The sequence below is a fragment of the Actinoplanes sp. CA-030573 genome, from assembly GCF_050951115.1.
Classification (GTDB): Bacteria; Actinomycetota; Actinomycetes; order Mycobacteriales; family Micromonosporaceae; genus Actinoplanes.
Window position 1 is genome coordinate 4,974,857 of record NZ_CP192038.1, and the last position, 12,766, is coordinate 4,987,622.

General features: G+C 75.6%; 7 protein-coding genes. 6 read left to right on the forward strand and 1 reads right to left on the reverse strand.

What is annotated here, in order from left to right; translation table 11 throughout:
• Positions 1-2 precede the first annotated feature (2 nt).
• The 5 genes from ACQP2F_RS23080 (at position 3) to ACQP2F_RS23100 (ending at position 8,665) form a co-directional block, all read left to right on the forward strand.
• A complete protein-coding gene (locus tag ACQP2F_RS23080) occupies positions 3-2,936 on the forward strand; it encodes an FtsX-like permease family protein (protein ID WP_433307262.1) in 2,934 nt (977 codons plus the stop codon).
• Entirely contained in the window at positions 2,933-5,968 is a 3,036-nt protein-coding gene (locus tag ACQP2F_RS23085) for an FtsX-like permease family protein (protein WP_433307265.1), read from the forward strand. Before ACQP2F_RS23080 ends, ACQP2F_RS23085 begins: the two co-directional genes overlap by 4 nt.
• A gap of 181 nt (positions 5,969-6,149) precedes the next feature.
• Positions 6,150-7,193 carry a LacI family DNA-binding transcriptional regulator gene (locus tag ACQP2F_RS23090; RefSeq protein WP_433307267.1) on the forward strand — a complete coding sequence of 348 codons (1,044 nt, stop codon included), beginning with the start codon at positions 6,150-6,152 and terminating at the stop codon, positions 7,191-7,193.
• Positions 7,145-8,020 (forward strand): alpha/beta fold hydrolase, encoded by an 876-nt coding sequence (locus ACQP2F_RS23095; RefSeq protein WP_433307269.1) that lies wholly within the window; start codon positions 7,145-7,147, stop codon positions 8,018-8,020. The genes ACQP2F_RS23090 and ACQP2F_RS23095 overlap by 49 nt, the downstream gene beginning before the upstream one ends.
• 78 nt (positions 8,021-8,098) lie before the next feature.
• Complete coding sequence (locus ACQP2F_RS23100) at positions 8,099-8,665, forward strand: NADPH-dependent FMN reductase (protein ID WP_433307270.1); 567 nt, start codon at positions 8,099-8,101, stop codon at positions 8,663-8,665.
• A 10-nt stretch (positions 8,666-8,675) separates the two neighbouring features.
• Here ACQP2F_RS23100 and ACQP2F_RS23105 read toward each other — a convergent pair whose 3' ends face one another.
• Positions 8,676-11,033, reverse strand: a complete 2,358-nt coding sequence (locus ACQP2F_RS23105; RefSeq protein WP_433307272.1) for an alpha-galactosidase — start codon at positions 11,031-11,033, stop codon at positions 8,676-8,678.
• Positions 11,034-11,154: 121 nt separating this feature from the next.
• On the opposite strand from ACQP2F_RS23105, the gene ACQP2F_RS23110 reads away from it, so the two are divergent.
• A complete protein-coding gene (locus ACQP2F_RS23110) occupies positions 11,155-12,759 on the forward strand; it encodes a methyl-accepting chemotaxis protein (RefSeq protein ID WP_433307273.1) in 1,605 nt (534 codons plus the stop codon).
• Positions 12,760-12,766 lie beyond the last annotated feature (7 nt).

The window sequence follows — 12,766 nt, forward strand, 5'->3', positions numbered from 1 at the left end:
CGATGTACTTCGTGAGCTGGGGCGCGGTGCGACGGCGCACCGCGCAGGCGGTGCTGCTCGCGGTGCTGGCGGCACTGGCCGCGGCGGTGGCGTCGGCCGGGCCCTGGTTCGGCCTGACCGTGGCGTCGCGGGCGGCGGGCGCCGAGGTGGCGGCCCGGCCCGCGGCCCAGCGGGTGATCACGGTGCACCAGCCGGAGGCGGAGACCAACGGCGATCCCCGGCGGGCGCTCGACGCCTTGGACGCCCGGGTGCACGCCCTGCTCCCGCTGGCCGGCACGACGCCGATCCTGGGTCTCGCCCAGGACACGATCTACATCGACACGCTGCACGGTTCCGCGCCCTCGGGCATGCCGGTCGCCTACCGCGACGGGTTCTGCGACAACGTACGGCTGACCGGCGCCTGCCCGACGACCCCGTCGACCGTGGCGATCAGCGACGACGTGGCCAAGCGCCTGGGCCTGGAGATCGGGGACACCTTTCCGGTACGCCCGGACGGGGCGGTCGGCTCGCTGACCCTGCGCGTGGTCGGCGTCTACGTGCCGGTCGGCGCGTACTGGACCGACAAGCTCTTCCTCGCCCAGGGCGACCTCGACCCGGTGTTCACCACGCTCGACACGTTCCGGCAGCCGCAGCTGGGGCGGCCCACGCTGGCGGTCGCGCTGCCGGTGCCCCTGCCGCTGCTGCGCGGCGACGCCCTCTACGACCTCAACGGCGTGCTCAACGCGGCCGGCACCCGCTTCGCCGCCGCCCAGCTCGACCTCGACAACCCGACCGGCGAGCTGTTCGACGCGGTCATCGCCGACCGTGCCACCGTCCTCGAGGGCGTGCTCGTCGCGCTGGTCCAGTTCCTGGTGCTGGCGTGGTTCGCGCTCGGGCTGGCCGGGCGGCTCACCGGCCGCGACCGGCGGGCCGACGCCGGGCTGCTCAAGCTGCGCGGCGCGACCCGCGGCGGCCTGCTGCGGCTCACCGCCGGCCAGCACGTGCCGCCGCTGCTGACCGGCGCCGCGATCGGGCTCCCGCTCGGCATCCTCGCCGCCTGGCTGGTCGCCGGCTCGCTGCCGGTGCGCTCGGAGTGGTGGATCGCCCTGCTGATGGCCGTCGGCGCGGTCCTCGCGGTCGCGCTCGGCGGCCTGCTCGTGCTGGCCGCGATGGACGCGCTGGCCCAGCGGGCGCCGGTGGTCGCGCTGCTGCGCCGGGTGCCGCTGGCCCGCCGCGACTGGCGGTCCCGCTTCGTCGACCTGGCGTTCGTGGCACTCGCCGCCGGCGCCGTCTACCAGGCCCGCACCGGCGGCCCGGCGAGCGGCCTCGGCGTCGCCGCCCCGGCCCTGGTCGCGCTGGCCGTCGGGCTGCTGATGGCCCGGCTGCTGCGCTGGGTCGCCGACCGGGCCGGCGGGGTCGCGCTGCGCGCCGGCCGGGTCCGCGCCGGCCTCACCGCGGTGCAGATCTCCCGGCAGCCCGGCACCGACCGGGTGTTCACCGTGCTGGTGCTCGCCGTCGCCCTGATCGCGCTGACCACCGGCGGGCTGGCCGCCGGCCACCGGGCCCGCGCCGATCGGGCCGCCCAGGAGCTGGGCGCGGCCCGGGTCCTCACCGTGCGGGCCGAGTCGCGCACCCAGCTCGAGTACGCGGTCCGGCAGGCCGACCCGGCCGGCCGGCAGGCGATGGCGGTCGTCGTCGACACCACCGCCGACCCGCCGGTGCTCGCCGTCGACAGCGGCCGGCTGGCCGCCGTCACCACCTGGAAGGGCCCGATCGGTGCGCTGACCCGGCCGGCGCCACGGCCGGCGCCGGCGCCCCTGATCACCGGCCGCACCCTGACCGTCGGGATCGACCGCGACCCGGGCGGCCCGGCCCTGCTCGGCGTGATCCTGCAACACGAGGGCACCGGCAACGGCTTCCGGGTCGAGCTGCGCGGCCTGCGCGCCGGCGCCCAGCGCGCGACCGCGGCGGTGCCGTCCTGCGCCCGGGCCCCCGGCTGCCGGCTGGTCGGCTGGCAGCTGTTCCCGGCCGCGGGCGGGCTCACCATCACCTCGGTCGCCCAGCAGGGCCCGGCCGCCACCGTGCTCGACGCGGCCGCGCTGGCCGACGTGCGCCGCTGGCACGCCGGTTACACCGGGGCGGCCGCCCGCTACCTGTCCGCGCAGCGGGGCCTGGCCGTCTCCGCCACCGACTCCTCGGGCACCGACGTCCTCGCCGTCGACGCCCCGCTCCCGCTGCCGATCGTGCTGGCCGGCGCCCGGCCCGACAAGTGGACCTTCGACGACGCGATGTCGGCCCGGTTCGGCGGCACCAGCACCCCGGTCGACGTCGTCGCGACCGTGCCGGTGCTGCCCGTGCTCGGCGGGAACGGCCTGCTCACCGACCTCGACGCGGCCCGCCGCCTGGCCGCCGACGCCGACCTCGGCGGCACGTTCCAGGTGTGGCTGGCCGGGGGCGCACCGGCCCCGGTCGTCGACGCGCTGCGCGCCCAGGGCCTGACCGTGCTCGCCGACCACAGCGCGGCCGCCCGCACCGCGGCCCTGGCCGCCGAGGGCTCGGTGGTCACCGCGCCGTTCGGCCTGTTCGTCGTGGCCATGGCGCTGCTGCTGGCGGCCACCCTGATCGGCGTGCTGGCGGCGGCCAACCGGGAACCGCAGATCGCCCTGCTGCACGCGCTGCGGGTGCAGGGCCTGTCCCGACGCACCGCCGCGGTCAGCGGCTACCTCGGCATGGTCGCGCTGGTCCTCGCGGGCGTGGCCGGCGGCCTGGTCGCGGCGCTGGTCGCCGGGCCGGTCGCGCACGTCACCGCACCGCCGTTCGCCGACCACTGGCGGGTGGTCCCGCCGCCGGGCGTGCTGTCGCCGCCGGTGCTCGGCCTCGCCGCGGTCGCCGGGCTGGTCGTGTTCGGCGCGGCCGGCTGGGTCGCGACCCGGGCCGCGCGGAAGGGCGCCCGATGATCGCGCTCGTGCTCGCCATGGTCTGGGTCCGCCGCGGCCAGGCCGTGACGCTCGCCCTGCTCACGCTGTTCGGGGTGGCCGCCGCCGTGGCCGCGCCCGCCTACCTGCGGGCCGCCGACCGGGCCGTCGCCGCCGGCCAGGTCGGCACCTCGCGGGCCGAGGAGCGCAGCCTCAGCCTGATCGCCCGGCAGCACGACCGCCGGCCCGGACGCACCCGGGCCGACCTCACCGCCCACGACGTCGCGCTCGGCGACACCGGCTCGTCGCTGGTGAGCCTGCCCGGCTTCGACTACACGTACGCGGCCGAGTTCCCCACCACCGGCCTCGACCCGGACAACCGCTACCGCACCCGGCTCGTCTACCGGCAGCAGGCGTGCCGCCACCTGACCGTCACCGCCGGCCGCTGCCTGATCGGCGAGTCCGATGTGGTCCTCGGCGAGCAGACCGCGAAACGGCTGAAGATCGGGCCGGGCGACGAGATCCGCCTGCGGTACAGCTTCTTCAACCGCAAGACCAACGAGTGGATCGCCGACGGCGCCGCCAAGCGGCTGCTGGTCAGCGGCGTCTACCGGGCCACCGACCCGGGCGAGGCCTACTGGGGCGCGCACAACTACTTCGGCGCCGACACCGGGGCCCGGGCCGGCGAGCCGGCGTTCGTCACCAACGCCACCCTCACCGGGATGGACCGGGGCGACGTCGACCAGAGCATCGACGGCTCGGCCCCGGCCACCGCGCTCTCGGTCGACCGCCTCCCGGCCGTACGGGACGGGCTCGCCCGCCTGAACGCGCAGGTCGCCCGGCTCGGCGGCGGCATCTCGGTGGACACCCGGATGCCCGATCTGCTGGCCCGGATCGACGCCGGCCGGGCGGCCGCGCACCGGATCGTGCCGGTGCTCGCCGTGTCGCTCGTGCTGCTCGCCTGCCTCACCATCTACCTGGCCGTCGGCTACGGCACCGAGGGCCGCCGTCCCGAGCTCGCCGTGGTCGCCCTGCGCGGCGCCCGCTGGGGTCAGCGCTGGTGGCTGGCCACCGGGGAGAACCTGGTGGCGATCCTGGCCGGCGCGGTCCTCGGCTGCCTCGCCGGCCAGGTGCTCGTCGATCTGTTCGCGGCCTGGCGCTTCCCCGGGGTCGGCGCCGATCCCGGGCTCGAGGCGCTGCGCTGGGCGCCGGCCGCCGCGGCCGCCGCCGTGGTCACCGCGCTGCTCGCCGAGCGCCGCCAGCTCGGCCGCCCGGTCGCCGAGCTGCTGCGCCGGGTCCCGCCCGCGCCCCGCGCCGCCGGGGCGATCGCCGCCGAGGCCGTGGTCGTGCTGCTGGCCGCCGTCGCGGTCGCCCAACTCGCCGTCACCGGCGGCGGCCTCACCGGCGTCGGCACCTTCGCCGCCGCCCTGGTGCTGGTCGCCGCCGCCCTGGTCGCGGCCCGGGTGATCCTGCCCTGGTCGACCGTGCTGGCCCGCCGCCAGCTGCGGGTGGGCCGGCTCGCCACCGCGCTGGCCGCCTTCCAGGTCTCCCGGCGGCCCGGCGGGGCCCGCCTGTTCGCGCTGCTCACGGCCGCGATCGCGGTCGTCGGGTACGCGGCCGGCGCGGTCGACGTCGGCGCCCGCGGCCGCGAGGTGCAGGCCGGCGTCGGCATCGGCGCGGCCCGGGTGGTCTCGGTCGGGTCGGTCAGCCGCCAGGGCCTGCTGGCCGCGGTGCGGGCAGCCGACCCGGCCGGCGCGTACGCGATGGCCGCCGTCCGCCTGCCCGCCGAGCGCGGCCGCCCGCCGGTCCTCGCGATCGACACCGCCCGCGCCGCGAAGGTCGCCGAGTGGGGCGGCTACGACCCCGCCCGGGTCGCGCCCGTGCTGCGCCCGCCGGCCGGCCGGCCGGTCCCGCTCCGCGGCGGGCGGTTCACCTTCGACATCACGGCCGGGAAGCTGACCGTCGGCAAGGGCGTGCTCGCCACCGTCGTGCTGTCCCCGGCCGGCGGGCCCGCCGACGAGTCGGTCGGCCTCGGCGAGCTGATCGCCGGCCGGCACTCGTACACCGCCGACGTCCCGGCCTGCGCCGCCGGCTGCGCCGTCAAGTCGCTGCAGCTCGCCGGCCGGGCCGGGTCGCTCGATCTGACCGGGGTGATCACGCTGCACGCGGTGCGGGCGGCGGCCGGGACCGCCGCCGGCGACGTCGCGCCGGCGGGGCTCCCGGCCGGGGCGCTGGCGGCCGCCGACGGCTGGCGGGCGACCGAGGGCGGCCGGCTCACCGCCGGTCCGGACGGCCTCCGGGTCGAGATCACCTCGCTCAACGGCATCACCGACGGGCTGTTCGTGCAGCCGGCCGACGCGCCGCGCCCACTGCCGGTGGCCACCGCCGGCCCGGTCGTCGTCTCGGCGGTGCGCGGGCTCGACGGCCGGGCGCTGACCGTGACCGAGGCGCTGCGGGTGCCGGCCGTTCCCGGGCTCGGCACCGGGGCCGTGCTGGCCGACCTCGAGTACGCCGACCGGCTCGCCACCGACGCCGCCCCGACCGTGCAGGGCCAGGTGTGGCTGTCCGCGGACGCCCCCGCCGACGCCGTCGGCAGGCTGCGCGCGGCCGGGCTGGTGGTCACGTCCGACATCCGGGCCGCGCAGGTGCGGGCCCAGCTCGACCGGCAGGGCCCGGCGCTGGCGCTGTGGTTCTACGTGATCGTCGCGGTGCTGGCCGTGGCGCTCGCGGCCGGCGCGCTGGTGCTGGCCGCCACCGTGGACCGGTCGCGGCGCGTCGAGGACCTGACGGCGCTGCGCGGGCAGGGACTGACCCGGGCGGCCGTCCGGCGGGCGACGCTGTGGACGTACCCGGTGCTGGTCGGTGCGGCGGTCGTGGCCGGCACCGCGATCGCGCTGCTCGGCTGGCGGCTGACCGGGTGGGCGCTGCCGCTGGCCGGCCTCGATCCGCCGGCGTTGCCGCTGCCGGAGCTGCCCCGGCCGCTGTCGTTGCTGGGCGCCGCCGTGGCCTCGTTCGTGGTGCTGTCGGCGGTGGCCGTACTGGCCGGTAGGCGTACCCTCCGGTCGATCCGCTAGGGTTTGTCCCGTGGATCACGCGAGTGCGAGGCGCGGTCCAGGTGGTGGCTGGCGTCGGCCGCGAAGCGGCCGCATCCCGGTGTTGGATTCGGGCGTTTCGCGGACGCCGTCAGGCGCCGCCTGGACCGCGCCTCGCACTCGCGTGATCCACGGGACAAACCCTGGCGGCTAGAGTGGTGCGATGCCGCACCGGAGGCCGACGTTGGCCGATGTCGCCGCCGAAGCCGGCGTGTCCAAGGCGGCCGTCTCGCGGGTCATCAACGACGCGCCCGGCGTCTCGGCGCCGACCCGCTCCCGCGTGCAAGAGGTGATCGAGCGGCTCGGCTACCGGCCCGACCCGGTGGCGCGGGCGCTGGCGTCGGGGCACGGCGACCTGGTCGAGCTCGTGGTGGTCGACGACGCCTCGGTGTTCAGCGACAGCCCCTACTACGGGCGGGTCACGGCCGGCATCCTCCAGGAGCTGGCCGGCACCAACGCCCACCTGCGCGTGCACGTGGTCGATGAAGGAGACGCGGCGGCGCTGCTCGCGCGCCTGGCCGAGACGGTCTCGCTCGGCGTGCTGCTGATCAATGTGCCGGACCCGCTGGCGGCCTCCTTCCACGACCGCTGTGGCCGGGTGGTCTCGATGGCCCCGTCGGCGCCCGGTGTCCCGTACGTGAGCATGGAGAACGCCGAGGGCGCGTACGCCGCGGTCATGCATCTGCACGCGACCGGCCGGCGTCGCATCGCCGCGCTGCACGGGCAGGAGAGCAACCACGACGCCGCCGGCCGCCGCCTCGGATATCAGCGCGCCGTGCGGGAGCTGGGGCTGCCGGAGATATCGCAGGCCGGCAAGTTCCGGCGCGAGGCCGGATATCAGCTGACCGGCCGCCTGCTCGCCGATCATCCGGAGATCGACGCGGTGTTCGCGGGCTGCGACCTGATGGCGACCGGCGCGCTGCAGGCCCTCGCCGACCTCGGCCGCCGCGTGCCCGAGGACGTGGCGGTGGCCGGCTTCGACGACAGCGTGATCGCCTCGTGCACGACCCCGCCGCTGACCTCGGTGCGCCAGCCGGTCGAGCAGATGGCCGCGGCCGCCACCCGGGCCCTGGTCGAGCGGCGCATCGCCCCGCACTGGCGACTGGTGTTCCCGGCCGACCTCCAGGTTCGCCGGAGCTCGGAGAAGGGACATGTGACGTGGCCGAGATCCATTCCAACGGCATCGACCTCTGGTACGAGACCGTAGGCGACCCGGGCGACCCGCCCCTGCTCCTGATCATGGGGCTGGGGGCGCAGCTGATCGACTGGCCGGCCGGTTTCGTCGAGCAGCTCGCGGCGCGCGGCTTCCACGTGATCCTCTTCGACAACCGCGACGCCGGGCTCTCCACGCCGCTCGACGCCCTCGGCCTGCCCGACCTGCCGGCCATCATCGGCGGCGACCCGTCCACGGTGGCGTACCTGCTGGCCGATCTCGCCGACGACGCCGCCGGGCTGCTCAAGGCCCTGGGCATCGAGCGCGCCCACGTGGTCGGCGCCTCGATGGGCGGCATGATCGCCCAGCAGCTGACCATCGACCACCCCGGCCTGGTCGCCAGCCTCGCCTCGATCATGTCGACCACCGGCGCCCGCGGCGTCGGCCGGCCCACCCCCGAGGCGCAGGCGGTGCTGATCCGCCCGCCGGCCACCGGTAAGGAGGCCGCGATCGCCGCCGGCGTGGAGACTGCCCGGGTGATCGGCTCGCCCGGCTACCCGGTGCCGCAGGCCGAGATCGAGCGCCGGGTCGCCGCCAAGTACGACCGCGGGTACCGCCCGGCCGGCACCCTGCGTCAGTACGCGGCGATCATCGCGTCGCCCGACCGCACGGCCGCGCTGCACGACGTCAGCGTGCCGACCGTGGTGATCCACGGCGAGGCCGACCCGCTGATCCCGATGTCCGGGGGTCAGGCCACGGCGGCCGCGATCCCCGGCTCGTCGCTGGTGCTGATCCCCGGCATGGGCCACGACCTGCCCGTACAGCTGTGGACGCCGATCATCGACGAGATCGCCGCGAACGCGGCCCGGGCCGATCGCTGATCCCTCCCGGGGGCGGCGTAGTGTTGTTGTCTGATGCAGCAACTTTCCTGCGCCGCCCATCGAGAACGGATCGCCACCGTGAGTGACCTCAGTCTGCTGGTAGTCGTCGCGAGCACCCGCCCCGGCCGGGTCGGCCTGCCGGTCTCGCAGTGGTTCGTCGACGCCGCCAAGGCCAACGGCGGGTTCCAGGTGTCGGTGGCCGACCTGGCCGAGGAGAACCTGCCGCTGCTGGACGAGCCGCACCACCCGCGGCTGGCCCGGTACGAGCACGACCACACCAGGCGCTGGAGCGAGAAGGTCGCCGCCGCCGACGCGTTCGTCTTCGTGGCCCCCGAGTACAACTACGGCATCGCCCCCTCGCTCAAGAACGCCCTCGACTACCTGCACCACGAGTGGCGCTACAAGCCCGCGAGCGTGGTCAGCTACGGCGGCGTCTCGGCCGGCACGCGGTCGGCGATGGCCCTGCACGCCAGCGCGTACGCCCTCAACCTGTTCATGATCAGCCAGGCGGTGAACATCCCGTTCGTGCACGCGCAGATCAGCGATGGCCGGTTCGAGCCGAACGAGACGACCGGCACCGCCGCCGTGGCGATGCTCGACGAGCTGGCCCGGGTGGCCGGCGCCCTGAAGTCGCTGCGCGCCTGATCCCGCCGGGTCAGCCCTCGGCGTCGGCGCGATAGAGGACCACCTGATCCGGATGCACGCGCGGGCAGGCCACGCCGACGTGCTCCAGGGCCGCGCCGGAGAGCACCGCGCCGGCCCGGAACGTGGCGCCCGGCTGCACCGCTGCGGCCCGGGGCGGGGCGCCCGGCTGCACCGCTGCGGCCCGGGGCGGGGCGCCCGGCTGCACCGCTGCGGCCCGGGGCGGGGCGCCCGGCTGCACCGCTCCGGCCCGGGGCGGGGCGCCCGGCTGCACCGCTCCGGCCCGGGGCGGGGCGTCGGACCACCACGGCGGGGCGATCCCGGTCGGGCGGATCGGGCGCACCCGGTAGAGCCGCGCCGGGTCGAGGCCGCGGAACCGCAGCCGGGACGGCGGGTCGGGGTAGGGGCTGTCCAGGGTGACCATGGCGAAGATCGCCCGGGAGCGGTCGGCGGCCACGACGCCGTGGACCAGCAGCGCGGGCGGGTAGCCGTCCATCCGCACCAGGTCGCCGCCCAGGAGCAGGTCGCGGTTCTCCTTGAAGAGCGTCACCCACTCGGTCAGCTCGGTCAGCTCGGCCGGGGTCACGTGCGCCAGGTCCCACTCGATGCCGAGGTGGCCGAAGATCGCGGTGCCGGCCCGGAAGCCGAGGTCGTGGCGGCGGCCGGTCTCGTGCGAGCGGCCCGAGGCGATGTGCGAGCCCATGATCTCGGGCGGCACCAGCTGGGTGGTCCAGCGCAGCATCGACTGGCGGTCGTGCGGGTCGATGTTGTCGGAGACCCAGACGCGGTCGGCGCGCTCGAGCACCTCGAGGTCGACCCGGGCGCCGCCGGAGGAGCAGGACTCGATCTCCAACGTGGGATGGGCGGCGCGGATCTCGTCGAGCAGGCGGTAGAACGCCAGCGTCTGCTCGTGCACCCCGGCCCGGCCGTGCTCGAGCTGGTTGCCGGCCTCGATCAGGTCGCGGTTGTGGTCCCACTTGAGGTAGCCGATGTCGTATTCGCCGAGGATCGCCAGGATCTGGTCGCGGACGTGCGCGTAAGCGGCCGGAATGCCCAGGTTCAGCACCTGCTGGTGCCGCGACTCGACCGGCCAGGAGGCGCGGGCCGCCATGATCCAGTCGGGATGCGCGCGGGCCAGCTCGGAGTCGGGGTTGACCATCTCCGGCTCGAACCACAGGCCGAACTGCATGCCCAGCTCCCGGACCCGGTCGACCAGCGGATGCAGCCCGTCCGGCCACGCGTCGGGGGAGACCACCCAGTCGCCGAGCCCCGAGGTGTCGTCCCGGCGCGAGCCGAACCACCCGTCGTCCAGCACGAACCGCTCGACGCCCGCCTCGGCCGCCCGCCCGGCGAGGTCGATGAGCCGGGCGGCGTCGTGGTCGAAGTAGACGGCCTCCCAGACGTTGAGGGTGACCGGCCGCCGGGTGCCGACCGGGCGCGGCCTCGACCGCACATGCCGGTGGAAGCGCCGGGCGATCCGGTCGAGCCCCTCGCCGTACGCGCCGTAGACCCACGGGCCGCGATAGCTCTCGCCCTCGCCCAGCCGCACCTCGCCCGGCAGCAGCAGCTCCCCGCCGCCGATCCGCTGCTCTCCGGTGAAGACCCGCTCGGCGTAGTGGGTGTGGTTCCCGCTCCACGCGGTGTGCACGGCCCAGATCCGCCCGCTCGCGAAGCCGAACCCCGGCGTGCCGGCGTGCAGCACGTAGGCGCTGTCGGCCCCGGTGCGCCCCTTCCGGTTCTCACGCAGGTGGGTCCCGACCCCGAACCGGCTCCGCTGCGGCACCCGCTCGAGGTTGTGCCGCCCGGCGAAGTCGAGGATCTCGCTCGCCTCGTCCGGCACCGGGAACGACAAGACCAGATCATGGAGTTCGTACGGGTCGGCCGACCGGTTCCCGACCTCGGCGCGTGCCCGCAGCAGTCCCGAGTCGAGCAGCTCGATCTCCAGCCGCAGCCCGAGCCGTCCCGAGTCGTCGACCGCCTCGGCCTCGACCCGGCCCGGGCCGCCCGCGATGAAGCTCGCGCCCGCGAGGTCCTCGTCCCGGGTTTCCCCTCGGGAACCACGCGACGGTGCCGTCGCGTACAGGGAAGTGGGTTGGAAGGAGGGTGACCACCCCGCGCCCGACGCCGAGCCGCTCAGGCCCGGCCGTCCCGTCCAGCCGGTCGCGTGGGAAGGCAGGACCGCGGTGCGCGGGCGGCGCGCGATGTCGTTGGTCCCGGTGACCGGATCGAGCGCGCGCAGCAGCTCGGCCGCCTGCGTCGCGTCGAGGCCGGGCAGCTCCGGGCCCCAGTAGGCGATCGACGGGAGAGCGTCGCCGGGCGCCTCGAGCAGGACGGTCACGCCGGCCGCGGTCAGCGCGATGATGCGATCCATGGGATGCCCCTCGTCGATTGGCTGCCGGGACAGGAGCGCGGAATCCGGAGAACGAGATCCATGACCCCGTGCCCGAATCGTACGGTGATATCCGGAGCGGTGCGGCGTCGGGAGGAACGGGATGAACGGCATCACCAGGGGACGATCGTTCGCCGATCTCAGTGTGCAGGTGAAGATCGGGATTGTCGTCGTGGTCGGGGTCGTGGTCTCGCTGGTGATCGGCATCCTCGGGCTGCACGCGCTCAGCGGCGCCGCCGCGGCCGCACGCGACATCTACGCCAACAACCTGACCAGCACCAACGCGCTCGGGATGATCGCCGCGTCGACCACCCAGGCCCGGCTCAGCCTGGCCAACCAGATCCTGTCCGGGGACGGCGCGACCACCGCGAAGTACGCGCAGACGTTCGCGAACGATCTGAAGGCCGTCGACGAGGCGATCGCCGCCTACCGTGCGAGCGGGCCGGCCGCCGACCCCGCGCTCATCGCCGACTTCCAGAAGAACTGGGCGGCCTACGTCGACATCGCCACGAACGAGCAGCTGGCCAACGGTGCGCGGAAGGACTTCGTGGCCTGGCGGGCGGTGCGCGACCAGCAGATCACGCCGATCATCGACAAGATCAAGCAGAACCTGGCCGAGCTGCGTACGGCGGAGAGCGCCGACGCCTCGGACTCGGCCGCCGACGCGAGCCGTCAGCATCACGAGAGCCGGCTGCGCACGGTGCTGCTGCTGATCATCGGCACGCTCGCGGCGTCCGGCCTCGGCGCCTACATCGCGCGGACGATCGTGCGATCGCTGCGCCGGGTCAAGGACGTGTGCGAAGGGCTGGCCGCCGGCGACCTCACCCGCGCCTCGGGTCTCACCTCCGGCGACGAGCCCGGGCAGATGGGCCGCGCGCTCGACGAGGCCATGTTGCGCCTGCGGACCACGGTCTCCACCATCGACGGCTCGGCGACCTCGCTGGCCGGGGCGTCCGAGCAGATGAATGGGGTGGCCCGGCAGATCGCCGCCTCGGCGTCGGAGACCGCCGTCCAGGCGCAGGCGGTGTCGGTGGCGGCCGAGCAGATCTCCCGGAGCGTGGAGACGGTGTCGGCCGGCAGCGAGGAGATGGGCGCGTCGATCCGGGAGATCTCGCAGAACGCGTCCGAGGCGGCCCAGGTCGCCGCCGAGGCGGTCGGGCTCGCGTCCCGCACCTCGTCGACGATGAACCAGCTCGGCGCGTCGTCCTCCGAGATCGGCCACGTCATCAACACGATCACGTCGATCGCCGAGCAGACCAACCTGCTGGCCCTGAACGCGACGATCGAGGCGGCCCGGGCGGGCGAGGCGGGCAAGGGCTTCGCGGTGGTGGCGTCGGAGGTCAAGGACCTGGCCCAGGAGACGGCCCGGGCCACCGAGGACATCTCCCGCCGGGTCGCGGCCATCCAGGCCGACACCGACGGCGCGGTGGGCGCGATCGAGGAGATCAGCCGGGTGATCGCCCGGATCAGCGACTTCCAGACCACGATCGCCTCGGCGGTGGAGGAGCAGACCGCGACGACGGCCGAGATGAACCGGTCCGTCGGCGAGGCGGCGGCCGGCACCGGCGACATCGCCGAGAACATCACCGCGGTGGCGCAGGCGGCCCGGCTGACGACCGAAGGGGTCGAGCAGTCGCAGCAGGCCACGGCCGAGCTCGCGCGGATGTCGGCCGAGCTGACCAGCCTGGTGTCCACGTTCCGGTACTGACCGGTTA

Excerpts from the sequence above, each read along its gene's own strand:
- ACQP2F_RS23080 (WP_433307262.1), top strand. The coding sequence starts at position 3 with ATGTACTTCGTGAGCTGGGGCGCGGTGCGACGGCGCACCGCGCAGGCG.
- ACQP2F_RS23085 (WP_433307265.1), top strand. The coding sequence starts at position 2,933 with ATGATCGCGCTCGTGCTCGCCATGGTCTGGGTCCGCCGCGGCCAGGCC.
- ACQP2F_RS23090 (WP_433307267.1), top strand. The coding sequence starts at position 6,150 with ATGCCGCACCGGAGGCCGACGTTGGCCGATGTCGCCGCCGAAGCCGGC.
- ACQP2F_RS23105 (WP_433307272.1), bottom strand. The coding sequence starts at position 11,033 with ATGGATCGCATCATCGCGCTGACCGCGGCCGGCGTGACCGTCCTGCTC.
- ACQP2F_RS23110 (WP_433307273.1), top strand. The coding sequence starts at position 11,155 with ATGAACGGCATCACCAGGGGACGATCGTTCGCCGATCTCAGTGTGCAG.